This is a genomic window from Saccharothrix coeruleofusca (assembly GCF_017876325.1).
In the GTDB taxonomy this organism is placed as follows: domain Bacteria; phylum Actinomycetota; class Actinomycetes; order Mycobacteriales; family Pseudonocardiaceae; genus Actinosynnema; species Actinosynnema coeruleofuscum.
In genome coordinates this window covers 635307-652119 of the sequence record NZ_JAGINV010000001.1, presented here as the reverse complement: position 1 = coordinate 652119, position 16813 = coordinate 635307, and the positions used below count along the sequence as shown (strand labels likewise).

At 72.3% G+C, this 16813-nt stretch carries 18 protein-coding genes; 7 read left to right on the top strand and 11 right to left on the bottom strand.

Annotated elements, in window-relative coordinates; all coding sequences use genetic code 11:
- The first annotated feature begins 61 nt into the window (after positions 1-61).
- Positions 62-478, top strand: a complete 417-nt coding sequence (locus JOF41_RS03220; RefSeq protein WP_189221883.1) for a RelB antitoxin-like protein — start codon at positions 62-64, stop codon at positions 476-478.
- A 244-nt stretch (positions 479-722) separates the two neighbouring features.
- Positions 723-2189 carry a serine hydrolase domain-containing protein gene (locus JOF41_RS03215; RefSeq protein ID WP_307867207.1) on the top strand — a complete coding sequence of 489 codons (1467 nt, stop codon included), beginning with the start codon at positions 723-725 and terminating at the stop codon, positions 2187-2189.
- Here the strand turns inward: JOF41_RS03215 and JOF41_RS03210 are convergent.
- The 4 genes from JOF41_RS03210 to JOF41_RS03195 form a co-directional block, all read right to left on the bottom strand.
- Complete coding sequence (locus JOF41_RS03210; protein WP_189221884.1) at positions 2141-2890, bottom strand: succinate dehydrogenase/fumarate reductase iron-sulfur subunit; 750 nt, start codon at positions 2888-2890, stop codon at positions 2141-2143. The genes JOF41_RS03215 and JOF41_RS03210 overlap by 49 nt on opposite strands.
- A gap of 1 nt (position 2891) precedes the next feature.
- Complete coding sequence (locus tag JOF41_RS03205) at positions 2892-4763, bottom strand: fumarate reductase/succinate dehydrogenase flavoprotein subunit (RefSeq protein ID WP_209616039.1); 1872 nt, start codon at positions 4761-4763, stop codon at positions 2892-2894.
- 10 nt (positions 4764-4773) lie between these two features.
- Positions 4774-5535: a succinate dehydrogenase subunit SdhC gene (sdhC, locus tag JOF41_RS03200; protein ID WP_189221886.1), complete on the bottom strand. Its 762-nt coding sequence runs from the start codon at positions 5533-5535 to the stop codon at positions 4774-4776.
- Between the two features lie 90 nt (positions 5536-5625).
- Positions 5626-5919 (bottom strand): Rv0250c family protein, encoded by a 294-nt coding sequence (locus JOF41_RS03195; protein WP_189221887.1) that lies wholly within the window; start codon positions 5917-5919, stop codon positions 5626-5628.
- 218 nt (positions 5920-6137) lie between these two features.
- Between JOF41_RS03195 and edd the strand changes: the two genes are divergently transcribed.
- Together edd and eda are read left to right on the top strand one after the other, a co-directional pair.
- Positions 6138-8006, top strand: a complete 1869-nt coding sequence (gene edd / locus JOF41_RS03190) for a phosphogluconate dehydratase (protein WP_209616036.1) — start codon at positions 6138-6140, stop codon at positions 8004-8006.
- Positions 8003-8623 (top strand): bifunctional 4-hydroxy-2-oxoglutarate aldolase/2-dehydro-3-deoxy-phosphogluconate aldolase, encoded by a 621-nt coding sequence (eda, locus tag JOF41_RS03185; RefSeq protein WP_209616033.1) that lies wholly within the window; start codon positions 8003-8005, stop codon positions 8621-8623. Before edd ends, eda begins: the two co-directional genes overlap by 4 nt.
- Before the next feature lie 140 nt (positions 8624-8763).
- On the opposite strand, the gene JOF41_RS03180 is transcribed toward eda, so the two are convergent.
- Entirely contained in the window at positions 8764-10671 is a 1908-nt protein-coding gene (locus JOF41_RS03180; RefSeq protein ID WP_209616030.1) for a M64 family metallopeptidase, read from the bottom strand.
- Positions 10668-11078 (bottom strand): hypothetical protein, encoded by a 411-nt coding sequence (locus JOF41_RS03175; RefSeq protein WP_189221891.1) that lies wholly within the window; start codon positions 11076-11078, stop codon positions 10668-10670. Before JOF41_RS03175 ends, JOF41_RS03180 begins: the two co-directional genes overlap by 4 nt.
- A 187-nt stretch (positions 11079-11265) precedes the next feature.
- Here JOF41_RS03175 and JOF41_RS03170 point away from each other — a divergent pair, with 187 nt between their 5' ends.
- Entirely contained in the window at positions 11266-11952 is a 687-nt protein-coding gene (locus JOF41_RS03170; protein ID WP_209616027.1) for a YqeB family protein, read from the top strand.
- A 31-nt stretch (positions 11953-11983) separates the two neighbouring features.
- Here JOF41_RS03170 and JOF41_RS03165 read toward each other — a convergent pair whose 3' ends face one another.
- The 4 genes from JOF41_RS03165 to JOF41_RS03150 all read right to left on the bottom strand — a co-directional run bounded on the left by JOF41_RS03165 (position 11984) and on the right by JOF41_RS03150 (position 14458).
- Positions 11984-12514: a regulatory protein RecX gene (locus tag JOF41_RS03165; protein ID WP_209624004.1), complete on the bottom strand. Its 531-nt coding sequence runs from the start codon at positions 12512-12514 to the stop codon at positions 11984-11986.
- Between the two features lie 54 nt (positions 12515-12568).
- Complete coding sequence (gene recA / locus JOF41_RS03160; RefSeq protein ID WP_189221894.1) at positions 12569-13612, bottom strand: recombinase RecA; 1044 nt, start codon at positions 13610-13612, stop codon at positions 12569-12571.
- Between the two features lie 173 nt (positions 13613-13785).
- The gene (locus JOF41_RS03155; protein WP_189221895.1) at positions 13786-13980 is read right to left on the bottom strand and encodes a DUF3046 domain-containing protein; all 195 of its coding nucleotides are present in this window, start codon (positions 13978-13980) and stop codon (positions 13786-13788) included.
- Positions 13981-13990: 10 nt separating this feature from the next.
- Entirely contained in the window at positions 13991-14458 is a 468-nt protein-coding gene (locus tag JOF41_RS03150) for a cupin domain-containing protein (protein ID WP_189221896.1), read from the bottom strand.
- A gap of 71 nt (positions 14459-14529) precedes the next feature.
- Between JOF41_RS03150 and JOF41_RS03145 the strand changes: the two genes are divergently transcribed.
- Positions 14530-15366 carry a LysR family transcriptional regulator gene (locus tag JOF41_RS03145; RefSeq protein WP_209616025.1) on the top strand — a complete coding sequence of 279 codons (837 nt, stop codon included), beginning with the start codon at positions 14530-14532 and terminating at the stop codon, positions 15364-15366.
- Here JOF41_RS03145 and JOF41_RS03140 read toward each other — a convergent pair.
- Positions 15363-16241, bottom strand: coding sequence for a DUF899 domain-containing protein (locus JOF41_RS03140; protein ID WP_307867204.1), 879 nt, complete (start codon positions 16239-16241; stop codon positions 15363-15365). The genes JOF41_RS03145 and JOF41_RS03140 overlap by 4 nt on opposite strands.
- A gap of 89 nt (positions 16242-16330) precedes the next feature.
- Here JOF41_RS03140 and JOF41_RS03135 point away from each other — a divergent pair, with 89 nt between their 5' ends.
- Positions 16331-16810, top strand: a complete 480-nt coding sequence (locus JOF41_RS03135) for a winged helix-turn-helix transcriptional regulator (protein ID WP_189221899.1) — start codon at positions 16331-16333, stop codon at positions 16808-16810.
- The last annotated feature ends 3 nt before the right edge of the window (positions 16811-16813 follow it).

Below are 16813 nucleotides of genomic sequence, written 5' to 3'. Positions count from 1 at the left end.
CACCTGGCCAGAGCCGGGGCAACGGGTTGCCCCGGCTCTGGCACGCCCCTGGGAGGACGGCATGTCCGCTGTTCACTACGACAGCTACACCGAGGCTCGCGCACATCTGAAGGACTTGCTGGACGCCGCGGAGAAGGGGCGAGTCGCCACGGTTCGACGTGGCTCAGCTACGACAGCCGTCGTGGATGTCAAGCGGTTGCGCCACCTCCTCACATCGATCGTTCCGTCGCGCGCCCAGGTCGTCCCGGAGGCAGGCGGCTGGTCGGTGTTCATCCCAGGGCTGCCAGTGGCGGCTGATGGCGCGTCGTTCGACGAAGCGATCACCGAGATGACCGACGCTCTGCGCGAGTACGCACAAGACTGGCAGCAACGCCTGCTCGACGCTCCGAACCACCGTGACAACTGGGGATTGGTGCAGCTGATCAGCTTCAGCGACGACGAGCGGCTACGCGACTGGCTTGTCGGTGCCGCGCGGTGACTTCCCGGCCGGGGCCGAACCGGACCCTCTCACGGGACACCTGAGCCGCCTGCGGCAGCCCTGCCCGCCGACCTCGTGGACGTGCTGATCACGCGCGTCGGCCTCGACGGGTCCGAGGTGGCCGTGATGAGCAGGGACGAGGCGATCGATCACAGCTCAGTGCGCGGGTAGGACCGCGGTCCGACTCCCGAATTCGGATCGTGGTCCGATCCCACGGGGAGCGGACCACCGGAAGATCCTCGGCGTGCTGATCCGAACGCTCGTCCTGCCCGGCGTCGCCGCCCTCTTCGGGCTGTCCGCGCCCGACGCAGCGCCCACCCCAGCGGCCATCGACGCCGTGGTCCAGCAGTACCGCGACGCGACCGGGCTGCCCGGCGCGGCGGTGGCCGTGACGCGGGGGACCGAGGTGGTGCGCGCGGCCGGGTACGGCCACACCCCGGCGGGTGACCCGGTCACCGAGCACACCGCGATGGCGGTGGCCTCGGTGAGCAAGTCGTTCACCGCGCTCGCTGTGGTGCAACTGGTCGAGGCCGGCCGGGTGGACCTCGACGACCCGGTGCGCGAGCACCTGCCGGAGTTCACCATGGCCGACCCGCGCGCCGACCGGATCACCGTGCGCCAACTGCTCGACCAGACCTCCGGGATGTCCGACACGACCTTCCCGGCCTTCAGCAGGCCGCAGCCGGACTCGCTGGCCGAGGCGGTGGCGGGGATGCGCGCGGCCCGCCTGGCCGCCGACCCCGGCGCCCGGCACGAGTACCACAACCCGAACTACCAGGTGGCCGCCCGGCTGGTCGAAGTGGTCAGCGGCCTGCCGTTCGACGACTACCTGCGGCGGCACGTCTTCGGCCCGCTCGGCATGGTCGACAGCCGCACCGCCGACACCGAGCGCGACCTGCCGCCGAGCGCGCGGGGCCACCTCGTGGTGCTCGGCGTGCCGATCGCGGTGCCGGAGCCGCCCGCCTTCGGCAACGGCTCCGGCGGGGTGCTCAGCTCGGCGCACGACATGGCCGCGTGGCTGATCGCGCAGAACAACTCCGGCCGCGGCCCGAACGGTGGGCAGGTCGCCTCCGCGTCGAGCATCGCCCGGACGCACACCCCCTCGGCCAACTCGGGCTCCTACGCCCTGGGGTGGTCGGTCGGGACGACCGCGTCCGGAGCGCCCGTCATCGAGCACAGCGGTGACCTGTTCACCTCCACCGCCCACCAGGCGCTGCTGCCAGGGTCGGGCTACGGGGTCGCGGTCATGGCCAACACCGGGCTGGCCCACGGCGACGCCCAGGCCATCGCCGAACGGCTCATCGCGCTGCTGGAGAACACCGCTGTGCCGCCGCCGAGTTCGCCCCTCCTCCTCGTCGACGCGGTGTTGCTGGTGCTCACCCTCGGAACCGTCGTGCTCGCCGTACGCGGCGTGCTGCGTTCCCGCCGCTGGGCCGCCGCTCGGACTTCGCCCCTGCGCACCGCGGTCCGCTTGCTCCCGCTTCTGATCGCGCCGGTGCTGTGCGCGACGATCGACCAGGTGGTCGGCTTCCTCTACCGGGGGCGTGACGTCGCCTGGGTGCAGGTGGTCTACCTCTACCCGACGTTCATGGTGCTGCTCGTCACCGCCACGTGCGGGTGCGTCGCGGTGTCCTTGGCACGACTCGTGCGCTTGCGGTGGGCTCAGGAACGGCGGAAGAGCTTGTTGCCCAACCACACGATCGGGTCGTAGCGCCGGTCGGCCACCCGCTCCTTCATCGGGATCAGCGCGTTGTCGGTGATCTTGATGTGCTCGGGGCAGACCTCCGTGCAGCACTTGGTGATGTTGCACAGGCCAAGGCCGTGCGCGGACTGGGCCGCGCCCACCCGGTCCCCCTCGTCCAGCGGGTGCATCTCCAGCTCCGCCACGCGCATCAGGAACCGCGGCCCGGCGAACGCCTCCTTGTTCTCCTCGTGGTCGCGGATCACGTGGCAGGTGTTCTGGCACAGGAAGCACTCGATGCACTTGCGGAACTCCTGCGACCGCTCGACGTCCACCTGAGACATCCGGTACTCCCCCGGCGGCACGCCCTCGGGCGGCTGGAACGCCGGGATCTCCCGCGCCTTGGTGTAGTTGTACGACACGTCGGTCACCAGATCGCGGATCACCGGGAAGGTGCGCATCGGCGTCACCGTGACCGTCTCGTCCTCCGCGAACACCGACATCCGCGTCATGCACAGCAGCCGGGGCCTGCCGTTGACCTCCGCCGAGCAGGAGCCGCACTTGCCCGCCTTGCAGTTCCACCGCACCGCCAGGTCCGCGGCCTGGGTGGCCTGCAGGCGGTGGATCACGTCGAGCACCACCTCGCCCTCGTTGACCTCGACGGTGAAGTCCTCCAGCCCGCCGCCGGAGGAGTCGCCGCGCCACACCCGGAAGTGCCCCCGGTACCCCATGTCAGCCCTCCAGCTCGTCCGCGGTCAGGTACTTCTGCAGCTCGCCGAACTCGAACAGCTCCAGCAGGTCCGGGCGGATGGGCCGCTGCGGCTCCTCGACGACCTCGACGCCGTCCCCGGCGGCCCGGCACACCAGCAGCTTGCGCCGCCACTCGGCCTCCATGCGGGGGTAGTCGTCGCGGGTGTGCCCGCCTCGGCTCTCGGTGCGCAGCAGCGCCGCGCGCGCGACGCACTCGCTGACCAGCAGCATGTTCCGCAGGTCCAGCGCGAGGTGCCAGCCGGGGTTGAACTGGCGGTGCCCCTCCACGGTCAGCGCCGCCGCGCGCCGCTTGAGGTCCTCCAGCCGCTTGACCGCCTGGTCCATCTCGTCGGCCTTGCGGATGATGCCCACGAGGTCGTTCATCACCTGCTGCAACTCCATGTGCAGCGTGTACGGGTTCTCCCCGCCTTCGCGCTCGAACGGCGCGAGCGCCACGCGCTCGGCCCGCGCGACCGCCTCGGCCGAGCAGGCGGGCCGCGTCGCCAGGCCCGCCACGTAGTCCGCCGCGCCCGTCCCGGCGCGGCGGCCGAACACCAGCAGGTCCGACAGCGAGTTGCCGCCCAGCCGGTTGGAGCCGTGCATCCCGCCGGAGACCTCGCCCGCCGCGAACAGCCCCGGCACCGACGACGCGCCGGTGTCCGGGTCGACCCGCACCCCGCCCATCACGTAGTGGCAGGTCGGCCCGACCTCCATCGGCTGGGCGGTGATGTCGACGTCGGCCAGTTCCTTGAACTGGTGGTGCATCGACGGCAGTCTGCGTCGGATCTCCTCGGCGGGCAGCCTGCTCGACACGTCCAGGAACACGCCGCCGTGCTCGGACCCGCGCCCCGCCTTGACCTCGGAGTTGATCGCGCGGGCCACCTCGTCGCGCGGCAGCAGCTCCGGGGGTCTGCGGTTGTTGTCGGGGTCGGTGTACCAGCGGTCGGCCTCGGCCTCGTTGTCGGCGTACTTGTCCTTGAACACCTCGGGGATGTAGTCGAACATGAACCGCTTGCCCTCGGAGTTGCGCAGCACCCCGCCGTCGCCGCGCACCGACTCGGTGACCAGGATGCCCTTCACGCTGGGCGGCCAGACCATGCCGGTGGGGTGGAACTGGACGAACTCCATGTTGATCAGCGACGCGCCCGCCCGCAGCGCCAGCGCGTGCCCGTCGCCGGTGTACTCCCAGGAGTTCGAGGTCACCTTGAACGACTTGCCGATGCCTCCGGTGGCCAGCACCACGGCGGGCGCCTCGAACAGGGCGAACCGGCCGGTCTCGCGCCAGTAGCCGAACGCCCCGGCCACCGCGCCGCCGTCGAGCACCAGGTCGGTGACGGTGAACTCCTGGAACACCCGCAGCCGGGACTCGTAGTCGCCGCTGCGCGCGTGGTCCTCCTGCTGCAGGGACACGACCTTCTGCTGGAGGCTGCGGATCAGCTCCAGCCCGGTGCGGTCGCCGACGTGGGCCAGCCGTGGGTACTCGTGACCACCGAAGTTGCGCTGGCTGATCCGGCCGTCCTCGGTGCGGTCGAACAGCGCGCCGTAGGTCTCCAGCTCCCACACCCGCTGCGGCGCCTCCTTGGCGTGCAGCTCGGCCATCCGCCAGTCGTTGAGGAACTTGCCGCCGCGCATGGTGTCGCGGAAGTGCACCTGCCAGTTGTCCTTGGGGTTGGCGTTGCCCATGGCCGCGGCGATGCCGCCCTCGGCCATCACCGTGTGCGCCTTGCCGAACAGCGACTTGCACAGCACCGCCGTGCGCATCCCGTGCTCCCTGGCCTCGATCGCGGCGCGCAGGCCCGCGCCGCCCGCGCCGATCACGAGGACGTCGAACGAATGCCGTTCCAGCTCGGGCAAGACCCGCTCCTTAGTCGATGAACCGGAGGTCCCCGATGACCCCGGCGGAGACCAGTGCCACGTACAGGTCCGTCACGCACACGAAGATCAGCGAGGCCCACGCCAGCTGCATGTGCCGGGCGTTGAGCTTGGAGATCCGGGTCCACATCCAGTAGCGGACCGGGTGCCGGGAGAAGTGCTTGAGCCTGCCCCCGGCGATGTGCCTGCACGAGTGGCACGACAGCGTGTACGCGCCCAGCAGCGCCACGTTGACCAGCAGCACGACGTTGCCCAGCCCGAAGCCGGCGGTCAGCGCGTAGAAGGCGTCGTAGGTGTTGATCAGCAGCAGGATCGAGGCCGCGTAGAAGAAGTAGCGGTGCAGGTTCTGCGCGATCAGCGGGAAGCGGGTCTCGCCGGTGTAGCGGGCGTGCGGCTCGGCCACCGCGCACGCGGGCGGGGACAGCCACGCCGCCCGGTAGTAGGCCTTGCGGTAGTAGTAGCAGGTCACCCGGAAGCCGAGCAGGAACGGCAGGATCACCACCGGCGGGGTGAGCACCCCCGGCAGCGCGGGCAGCGGCCTGCCGAAGTGCGCCGCCCCCGGCAGGCACTCCTGGCTCAGGCAGGGCGAGTACATGGGCGTGAGGTAGCGGTGCTCGTCCACCCAGTAGTAGTCACCCATGAAGGTGCGCACGGCCGCGTAGACCGAGATCAGCAGCAGTCCCGTGAACGTCGCCAGCGGCGGCAGCCACCAGCGGTCGGTGCGCAGCGTGCGGTGGGCGATCTGGGCCCTCATGCCTCACCTCGGGTTCCACGTCGTCGTGGCGGATGCGCGGGGAAAACCGAACCGGCCCCCGCGCGGTGCGCGGGGGCCGGTCGTGGTCGGTCAGGTGCGGTGGCGGTAGCCGCCGAGACCTTCGTCGTCGGCGTCCTGCCAGAACGAGGCGTCGTAGGGCGTGTCGGGCACGACCACCACCTCCCGCTCCACCCGCGGCGCCTGCCGGGGCCTGGGCGGACCGTCCAGTTCGACGAGCTCGCTCGCGTCGATGTCCATCCGCTCCACGTCGTTGGCGAGCCGCAGCACCGCGGGCACGTCCCCGTAGCGGGTGCGCAGCGAGCCGACGCACTGGCGGAGCTGGCCGAGCGCACGCCTGAGCTCCACGATCTCGGAGGACGTCATGGCAGCACCTCCCTGGGTTCCGTCAGCCGACTCTGCCCGCTCGCGGCCGCTGTGACAAGGACCACACGGCGTGTGTTCGCGTTCCAGACACTGAATCGTTTTTGTGATCCTGAGGGGTCATCACTTACTGTGTGGGCAGTCACGTCCGTACGTGCGACGTCAGCGCTGCCGTCCACTTGGGCCATCACAGCCCGTGATCACCACCGGAGACAGCCGCCATGAGCGACCTGCACCCCGTCGTCGCAGAGGTGACGGCACGCATCGCCGCCCGCAGTGCCGCAAGCCGGACCGCCTACCTCGACCGCGTGAACGCCGCCGCCCAAGAGGGCCCCGTGCGCGGTGACCTGGCGTGCAGCAACCTCGCCCACGGCTTCGCGGGCATCACCGGCGGTGACAAGGCCGCGCTGCGGGCGCTGCGCAGGCCCAACGTCGCGATCGTGTCCGCCTACAACGACATGCTCTCGGCGCACCAGCCGATGCACGAGTACCCGGCGTGGATCAAGGCGGCCGCGCGGGAAGCGGGCGGGATCAGCCAGTTCGCGGGCGGCGTCCCCGCCATGTGCGACGGCATCACCCAGGGCCGCGCGGGCATGGAGCTGTCGCTGTTCAGCCGCGACGTGATCGCGATGTCCACCGCCATCGCGCTGTCCCACGACATGTTCGACGCCGCGCTGCTGCTGGGCGTGTGCGACAAGATCGTGCCGGGCCTGCTCATCGGCGCGCTGTCCTTCGGCCACCTGCCCGCCATCCTGGTGCCCGCGGGCCCGATGAGCTCGGGCCTGCCGAACTCGGAGAAGGCCCGCGTGCGGCAGCTGTTCGCCGAGGGCAAGGCCACCCGCGAAGACCTGCTGGAAGCCGAGGCCGCCTCCTACCACAGCCCCGGCACCTGCACGTTCTACGGCACCGCCAACTCCAACCAGCTCGTGGTGGAGGTGATGGGCCTGCACCTGCCCGGCGCGAGCTTCGTGCCGCCGGGCACCCCGCTGCGCAAGGCGCTGACCGAGGAGGCCGCGCGCCGGGCCGTCGCCATCAGCCGCGGCGAGCAGTTCACCCCCATCGGCCACGTGGTCGACGAGAAGGCCGTGGTCAACGGCGTGATCGCGCTGCTGGCCACCGGCGGGTCCACCAACCACACCATGCACCTGGTGGCCGTCGCCTCGGCCGCGGGCATCGAGCTGAGCTGGGACGACTTCGCCGACCTGTCCTCGGTGGTGCCGCTGCTGGCCCGCGTCTACCCCAACGGCGGCGCGGACATCAACCACTTCCAGGCCGCGGGCGGCGTGCAGTTCCTGGTCGGCACGCTGCTGGACGCCGGGCTGCTGCACCGCGACGTGCGCACCGTGGCGGGCGACGGCCTCGACCGCTACCGCCAGGAGCCGGTGCTCGTCGACGGCGAGCTGACCTGGCGCGACGGCCCGGCGGTGAGCCTGGACACCGAGGTGCTGCGGCCCGTGGGCACCCCCTTCGCCGCCGACGGCGGCCTGCGCATGATCTCGGGCAACCTGGGCCGCGCGGTGATCAAGGTTTCGGCGGTCAAGCCGGAGCACCGCGTCGTGGAGGCGCCCGCGCGGGTGTTCACCTCGCAGGAGGCGTTCAGCGCGGCGTTCAAGGCGGGCGAGCTGGAGCGCGACGTGGTGGTCGTGGTGCGCAACCAGGGCCCGCAGGCCAACGGGATGCCCGAGCTGCACAAGCTCATCCCGGCGCTGGGCGTGCTCATGGACCGCGGCTTCCGGGTGGCGCTGGTGACCGACGGCCGGATGTCCGGCGCGTCGGGCAAGGTCCCGGCCGCCATCCAGCTCACCCCCGAGGCGGCCGTGGGCGGCCCGCTGGCCCGCGTGCGCGACGGCGACGTGCTGCGCGTGGACGCCGAGACGGGGACGCTGGAGGCGCTGGTGGACCCGGCGGAGCTGGCCGCGCGCGACCTGGTGGACTTCCCGCCGGACGCGCAGGCGTGGTCCGGCACCGGGCGTGAGCTGTTCGCCGCGCTGCGCCGGTCGGTCGGCCCCGCCGACCGGGGCGCCAGCGTGTTCGGCCCGATCGCCGCCTCGCACTTCGCGGGGCAGAGGAACCAGGAGGTGAGCCGGTGACCACCAGCGCGGATCTGCTGGCGCTGTCCCCCGTCATCCCGGTCGTCGTCGTGGACGACGCCGCCCACGCCGTGCCGCTGGCGCGGGCGCTGCTGCGCGGGGGCATCGGCGTCATCGAGCTGACCCTGCGCACGCCCGCCGCGCTCGCCGCGATCGAGCGGGTGGCCGCCGAGGTGCCCGAGATCGTCATCGGCGCGGGCACGGTGACCGCGCCCGAGCACGCCGAGCAGGCCGCCAAGGCGGGTGCCGCGTTCCTGGTCACCCCCGGCTCGACCGACCGGGTGCTCGACGCCGCGGAGGACACCGGGCTGCCGTTCCTGCCCGGCGCGGCGACCGTGTCCGAGGCGATGCGGCTGGCCGAGCGCGGCCTGACCGCGCTGAAGTTCTTCCCGGCCGAGGCCGCGGGCGGCGTGGACTACCTCAAGTCCATCGGCGGCCCGCTGCCCGGTCTGCGGTTCTGCCCGACCGGCGGGATCACCGCCGAGTCGGCCCCGCGCTACCTGGCGCTGCCCAACGTGGGCTGCGTCGGCGGCTCGTGGCTGACGCCGAAGGACGCGCTGGCGGCGGGCGACTTCGACCGCGTCGAGGCGCTGGCCCGCGCCGCCGCGGCCCTGTAGCCCGCGCCGCGGCGCTCGCGGGTCACGCGTTCGGGCAGCGTTCGCCGAGTCGGGTGGTAGATAACGACCCACTGGCGGGCGCCGGGTAGTACTTGCAGGTGTGATGGGGGCGGCCGGGGAAGCCGGCCGCCCCCTTTCGCTCACGACACGGAGAGCTGGAACCAGCCCGCCCAGCCGCTGGCGGCGTTCCACCACGTGCTGTAGACGCGGTTGTCCGTGCCCACCGTGAACAGGTCCAGGTGGTCCGGTCTGCGGGTGATCGCGGCGACGTGCCCGCCCGCGCGGCCCACGCCGCCGGAGACCTGGAACCAGCCCGCCCAGCCGCTGGCGGCGTCCCACCACGTGCTGTAGACGCGGTTGTCCGTGCCGAGGGTGAACAGGTCCAGGTGGTCGGGGTTGCGCGCCACCGCGCTCACCGAGGACCCCGGCGAGGCCACACCGCCGGACACGTGGAACCAGTCGGCCCACCCGCTGGCGGCGTCCCACCACGCGGACATCACCCGGCCGTTGGACGCCGTGGTGAACAGGTCCAGGTGGTTCGGGTTGCGCGCCACCACGGTCACCGCCGAGTCCGGGCGACAGGTCAGGGTGCCGAGCCGGAACCAGCCCGCCCACCCCGTCGCGGCGTCCCACCAGGTGCTGTAGACGCGGTTGTCCGTGCCGACGGTGAACAGGTCCAGGTGGTTGGGGTTGCGCGCGATGGCGGTGACCGGCGCGCCCGCCGCTGCCACGCCGCCGGACACGTGGAACCAGCCCGCCCACCCGGTCGCGGCGTCCCACCACGTCGACATGGTGCGGCCGTCCGAGGCGGTGGTGAACAGGTCCAGGTGGTTGGGGTTGCGCGCCACCACCGTCACCGTGGAACCGGGCCTGCACACCAGGCCGCCCACCTGGAACCACCCCGACCAGCCCGACGCGGCGTCCCACCAGGCGCTCCACACCCGGTTGTCGGTGCCGACGGTGAACAGGTCCAGGTGGTCGGGGTTGCGCGCGATGGAGGTCACCGGCGCACCCGCCCCACCCGGCGAGGCGAGGCCCCCGGAGACGTGGAACCAGCCCGCCCAGCCCGTGCCGGGGCTCCACCAGTCGCTCATCGTGCGGCCGTCGTCCGCCACCGCGAACACGTCCAGGTGCTCGGGGAAGCGCGCCACCACGCTGATCGGCGTCCGGGCCCGCGCGGACAACGTGGTCAGCGGACCGATCCGGTTCCAGATCACCTGGCGGCAGACCCGGCAGAACGGCACGCCCAGGTCCCGCATCTTGCAGCCGTGCTCCGGCCGGTACGCGCCGCAGTGGTAGTAGTGCGCCCCCTCGAACGCGCCCACCGTGCCCGCGGGCACCGGGCTCGGCCGGGTGTCCACCTTGGAGCAGTCCGGGTTGGACATCGTGGGGATCGCGGTGGCGGCGTTGACCGCCCAGCGCCACTTCAGCGTGGCGCGGTCGCGGTTGATCGTGACGTTGGGCTCGGACGGTTCGGTGGCCGGGTGGTGGTCGTGCCCGGTCTCGTTGCCGCCCGCGTAGTAGGCGTACTCGTCGGCCAGGCCGAACGCGGTGTGCCCGGCCTCGTGGATGGCGATCTCGGTGGCGCCGCCCGCCAGCGAGTACGTGCCCACCGAGCCGCCCGCGCCGCCGTAGACCGTCGAGTTGACCACCACCAGCACCAGGCTGAACTCCGGCACCTGCGCGGTCGCCACCTGCAGCGCCGTGGTCTGGTTGACCAGCAGCAGCCTGCGGATGCCGTTGCCGCCGAAGGTGGCGTCGAAGTAGGTGCGCACGCTCGCGCCCGTGCCGCCCGCCGAGGCCGGGTCGTCGGCGCCGGAGTCGGTGGAGCGGACGTTGACCCGGAAGACGTTGATCGCCGGGCTGAGGTCCCCGAACGGCGGGGTGCCCAGCAGCGCGGTGACGAACGAGGCCGCGGCGGTGTTGAAGGCGCCCTGCTGCGCGGCGGTGAAGCCCTCGGCGAGCAGCACGATGTTGAACGCCCGGTTGCGCGGGGCCGAGCCGAAGATCTGCGTGGTGCCGATGACCGCGCCGTCGGAGGTGGTCATCGCCCCTCCAGCGGGAAGCTGGCCAGCTCGGTCACCGACTGGACACCCACGTCGCCCGCCGGGACGCGCAGGACCGTGACGTGGTCGGCGACCTCGTCCACCGGCACGACCACCGTGAAGGCACCCTGGGCCCTGGGCAGGTCGGTGCGGGTGATCGGCTCGCCGGGGTGCTCGGGGAACACCTCGGCGCTGGCGGACAGACCCACCCGGATCGGGACGCGGCTGAGCGCGTTGCCCTCGGCGTCGCGGACCTCGACGTGGTCGCCCGGCGTGGCCTCGCGGGGCAGGTCGAAGCCGGTCACGGCCAGGTCGACGGGCTGTTGCAGGACCAGGCGGACCTGGTCGTCCTCGTAGGTGAAGACCAGCCGGACCGATCTCGGTCCGGGGGGCGGTGTGGGTTGGCTCATGGTGTGCGACTCCTGGAGTAGGCGGCGTACGCCCCTCAGGAGTGACTCGGGTCACGCCAGATACCGCAGTGCGCCCGGAATCCGGTCAACCACCGGAACGGTCGCTACACGGAGGGGTGGTCTCCCGCGCGACGGCCGTCGTGGATCATGGTCGGGCAGTGGTCCGGTGCCGCACGGGAGGGGAGCGATGGAAGCACGGCGCACGACGGTGACCCAGTCGAAGCAGACCACCACCCTGGTGTGGGTCGGCTTCCCGGTGCTGGGTGCTTTCCTGCTGTGGCTGGTCGTGCTGGTGGCGGACTGGGTGGCAGCCCTGCCGTGGGCGCCGATGCGCGGGCCCTTCCAGCTGGTCGCCTCGATCCCCGAACCGCACGCCACGGTCGGCGCGCTGGTGGTGGGGGCGCTGGGCGGCCTGGTGCTCTCCGTCCTCGCCGCGCTCGAACGGCTCGCCGTCGAGGTGGCCGACGACCGCGTGGTGTTCACCAGGGGGAACGGCACCACCCGCGAGTTCGACCGGACGCGGATCGCGGGCGTGTTCCTCGACGGCCGCAAGCTCGTCCTGCTCGGGCTCGACGGCGGCGAGCTGACCAGGGAGGACGCGGAGCTGGACGCCGACGAGCTGGCGGACGCCTTCCAGTCCCACGGCTACCCGTGGCTGCCCGACGGCGACCCGCACCGCGACGAGTACCGGCGCTGGGTCGAGGGCGTGCCCGGCCTGCCGCCGGGCGCGGACGCCCTGCTCCGGGTGCGCGCCGAAGCGCTGCGCAAGCGCGACGCGGAGGACGCGGCCCAGCTGCGCGAGGAGCTGGGCAGGCTCGGAGTCGTGGTGCGCGAGGACCGCAAGCGCCAGTTCTGGCGGTTGCGCGAGCACTGACCGCGAGCACTGACCGCGAGCACGGGCGAGGTCAGTCCGGCAGCAGGCCGTCCAACTCGTCGGCCTCCTCGCCCGCCCGGCGCAGCTCCTCGCGGACCACGCGGTAGGCCATGCCCTCGGCGTAGCCCTTGCGGGCCAGCGCGGCGACCAAGCGGCGGATCTTGGTCGTGTCGTCCACCCCGCCGAGGGTCCGCAGCTTCTTGCGCACCAGCTCGCGCGCCCGCTCCTGCTCGGCCTCGTCGTCCACCGCCGCCACGGCCTCGGCCGCGACCTCGTCCGCCACGCCCTTGCGGCGCAGCTCCAGGGCCAGCGCCCGCCTGCCCAGGCCCTGGTGCGTGTGCCGCGACCTGACCCACACCTCGGCGAACGCCGCGTCGTCGATCAGGCCCGCACGGTCGAACTTGGCCAGCACCAGCTCCGCGGTGGACTCGCTGATGCCCTTGCGCAGCAGGGCGTCCCGCAGCTCCACCCTGGTGCGCGCCCTGGCTGTGAGCAGCGCGTAGCACAGGTCGGTCGCCCTGCGCTGCTCCTTGACCGGGTCGACCTCGACCTCGGCTGCGATCTCGGGGTCGCGGGGTGCCCCGCGACCCCGACCGCCTCGTCCCGCCACCGCGGGCTAGAAGTCGACCGGAGCGGGCGCGGTGTCGTCGGCGTCGAGGGTCGCCCCGATGCCGAGCTTGTCCTTGATCCGCTTCTCGATCTCGTTGGCCACGTCCGGGTTCTCGCGCAGGAACTTGCGCGCGTTCTCCTTGCCCTGGCCGAGCTGGTCGCCCTCGTAGGTGTACCAGGCGCCGGACTTGCGCAGGATGCCCTGGTCGACGCCCATGTCGATGAGCGAGCCCTCGCGGCTGATGCCCACGCCGTAGAGGATGTCGAACTCGGCCTGCTTGAACGGCGGGGCCACCTTGTTCTTGACGACCTTGACCCTGGTGCGGTTGCCGACCGGCTCGCCGCCGTCCTTCAGGGTCTCGATGCGCCGCACGTCCAGCCGGACCGAGGCGTAGAACTTCAGCGCCTTGCCGCCCGTCGTGGTCTCCGGCGAGCCGAACATCACGCCGATCTTCTCGCGCAGCTGGTTGATGAAGATCGCCGTGGTGTTGGACGCGTTGAGCGCGCCGGTGATCTTGCGCAGCGCCTGGCTCATCAGGCGCGCCTGGAGGCCGACGTGGTTGTCGCCCATCTCGCCCTCGATCTCGGCGCGCGGCACCAGCGCCGCCACCGAGTCCACGACCAGGATGTCCAGCGCGCCGGAGCGGACCAGCATGTCCGCGATCTCCAGCGCCTGCTCGCCGGTGTCGGGCTGGGAGACCAGCAGGGCGTCGGTGTCCACGCCCAGCTTGCGGGCGTAGTCCGGGTCCAGCGCGTGCTCGGCGTCGATGAACGCCGCGATGCCGCCGTTGCGCTGGGCGTTGGCGACCGCGTGCAGGGCCACCGTCGTCTTGCCGGAGGACTCCGGGCCGTAGATCTCGACCACGCGGCCGCGCGGGAGGCCGCCGATGCCCAGCGCCACGTCGAGCGCGATGGCGCCGGTGGGGATCACCTCGATCGGGGCGCGGCCCTCCTCGCCGAGCCGCATGACCGAGCCCTTGCCGAACTGCTTGTCGATCTGGGCCAGGGCCAGTTCGAGGGCCTTGTCCCGGTCGGGTGCCTGGGGTGCCATCTTCGAGTCCACCTCGGTTTGTCTCTGGGTCGCTGTGGTGTCGGGGCCGACGGTACGGGCGGGGTACGACAATTTCCGGCGGCGACCCGGTGACCAGCGGGCTGTTCTCACCCGGTGGTGGTCAACGAGTGTAGCCGAACAGGTGTTCGATCGCGTCTTCGACACGTCTGCCCTCACCGGCGGTGTTCGGGCACCTCGAACGCGTCGCAGACCGCGAGCCAGACCTCCTTGGCGGGCACACCTGCTTCCAGCGCTTCGTCGGCAGTGCGCCCGCCGAGCGCCGACATCACGTGGTCCCTTGCCACCATCTCCGCCCTGACCTGGCCGAACTCGTTCGCCATCAGCTTGCGGAACACCGTGTTGCGCATCGGACCCAGGCTAGCGCGCGCGGGCGGCCTTCCAGACCGGGCTGTCGACGTAGTGGTTGTCGAAGCGGTCCTGGGAGGCGGCGATCTCCTCGGCGTTCGCCTGACCGCGTTGCACCCGATCGAGAAGGCGGTAGTAGTCGAACCGCCCCATCCCCGGCGTGAACACGAACAGCACGTCGGCGTCCGCGCCGCCCGCCGCGCCGAAGGCGTGCGGCACCCCCGGCGGCACGACCAGGAAGTCGCCCCGCTCCAGCACCACCACCTCCTGCCCCAGCAGCACCTCCAGCGAGCCGTCGAGCACGAAGAACAACTCCGAGGCGCGGGTGTGGAAGTGCGGCGGCGCGCCGTCGGCCCCCTGGCGGAAGGTGGACCGGTTGCAAGTCAGGCCGTCGAGGTCGGCCAGCAGGGTCACCACGGCGGCGGGGTCGGCGTCGAGCGCTTCAGCGGCCGCGGCGCGGACCAGGAGGGTGTTGTCCATGCGCTTCACGATCGTCGTCCGGCCGGGCCCGAACAACGACGAAGATCGAATGGAACGATAACCTGGGCGTTATGGAACGGCGCGACCTGGAGGTCTTCCTCACCCTGGCCGAGGAGCTGCACTTCAGCCGCACCGCCGAGCGGCTGCGGGTCTCCCAGGCCAGGGTCAGCCAGACGGTCAAGCGGCTGGAGCGGCGGATCGGCGCCCCGCTGTTCGAGCGGACCAGCCGGCGGGTCGCGCTGACCCCCATCGGGCAGCGGCTGCGCGACGACCTCGCGCCCGCCTACCGGCAGATCGTGGCGGGCGTCGCGCGGGCGGTGGCCGCGGCGCGGGGCACCGGCGGGCTGCGCGTCGGCTTCCAGGCACCGGCCGTCGCGGACCTGGTCGCGGACGTGATCGACCGGTTCCGCGCCGAGCACCCCGGCGAGGTGCTGATCCGGGAGGCGGACTTCGCCGACCCGCTCGCGCTGCTGCGCGCGGACGAGGTGGACGCGCTGGTGGCCCTGTTCCCGGTCGACGAACCCGACCTGACCACCGGGCCGGTCCTGTGGCGGGAGCCGCTGGTGCTGGCCGTGGCCGCGACCCACCCGTTCGCCAAGCTGGCCTCGGTGTCCCTGGAGGACCTGGCGCGCGCGCCGGTGTTCCGCGCCGCCTTCTGGCTGGATCGCACGCCCGGCGGCCTGCCGGTCCGGGCGGCCAGGTCGCCCGCGACGTTCCAGGAGCTGCTGACCGCCATCGCGGCCGACGAGGGCGTGTGCCCGCTGGGCGCGCACGCCGCCGAGCACTTCGCCCGCCCCAGGGTCGCTTTCGTGCCCTTCCGCGACGCCCCGGCGCTGCGGTGGGGCCTGGTCTGGCGCACTTCGGCGGAAACCGCGCGCGTGCGCGAGTTCGCCGCGGCGGCGCGCTAGCCTCGAAGCATGCTGCTGCTCCAGCAAGATCCGACCGGCCTGTCGTCGCCGCTGGGCACCGTGCTGGTCATCGCGGGCCTGGTCGCGGCGATCGTGGTCGGCCTGCGCGCCCTCTGGTACAACCGCAAGCGCTGATCAGCTGGTGAAGCCGGGGTCGGCGGGGTGCGGGGCGGCCAGCCCGCCCTTCGGCTCCTCCCACTCCTCGCTGCGCCCAGCGCGGTGATGTCCAGCAGCCGGTAGGCGTGCATCATCACCTCGACGCCCCGGCCGTAGGCGGCGTAGGTGTGGAAGACCTCGTCCCCGTCGCGCAGGAAGGCGCTGACCCCCGGCTGCTCGCCGACGTAGTCGATCAGCCAGCCCTGCCCGGCGGCGGTCAGCTCGTCGCCGCTCCGGAAGTTGTACTCATTGGGCGCGACCGCCGGGTCCAGCGAGACGTGGAAGTCGTAGTTGAAGTCGCTGCCGTGCGAGGAGTACCAGGGGAAGGTCCACCCCTTGGCCTGCCGGTAGGCGGCCAGCTTCGGGTACGGCGCGCGCGAGACGGCGGCGAACGCGGTGTCGCGGGCGGCCAGGTGGGCACGCGCGCCCTCGCTGAGGTCGTCGGCCATCGCGCTGCAGCTGCGGCAGCCCTGGTCCCAGGACGGGTCGAACATGAAGTGCTGCAGCACCAGCTGGCGCCGCCCGTCGAACAGGTCCAGCAGCCCGACCTCGCCGTCCGGGCCGGTGAACCGGTAGTCCTTCGCCACCCGCACCACCGGCAGCCGCCGCCGGTCGGCGTTGAGCGCGTCCTGCGCCCGCGTCAGCTCCTTCTCCCTGGCCAGCAGCTCCCGGCGGGCGACCAGCCATTCGTCCCTGGTCACCACCTGCGGTCGGTCCACGACGGCCTCCCGGTCCTTGAACTTGTGTGATGCAAGTAAGCTAAGGGGTCTACTTGCATCACACAAGCGGATCACGGACCATCGGCCCCGTGCTTGGTCGGACGTACGAACGCGAGAACTGCTCGGCTGCCCGCGCGCTGGAACTGGTCGGCGAGCGCTGGAGCCTGCTGATCATCCGCAACGCGGTGTTCGCGGGCATGACCCGGTTCTCCGACTTCGAGCGCGGGCTCGGGGTCGCGCCGAACGTCCTGGCCAAGCGCCTGGACGGGTTCGTGGCCGACGGGTTGATGCAGCGCCGCGAAGGCCGGGAGTACGTGCTCACCCGGAAAGGTCGCGAACTCGGCACGGTCATCGTCGCGCTGACCGAGTGGGGCGACCGGTGGGCGGCGCCGCAGGGGCCACCGGTCCTGTACGAGCACGAGGGCTGCGGCGGGCCGGTCCACGTGCACGCCCGCTGCGACGACTGCGGCCAGGAGCCCGCCGCGACCGACGTGGTCGCCGTCGCCGGTCCGGGGGCCGATCCGCGACGCCGCCCGCCCCGCGACCCCAGCCGCCCCCGCACCGCCTGAGCG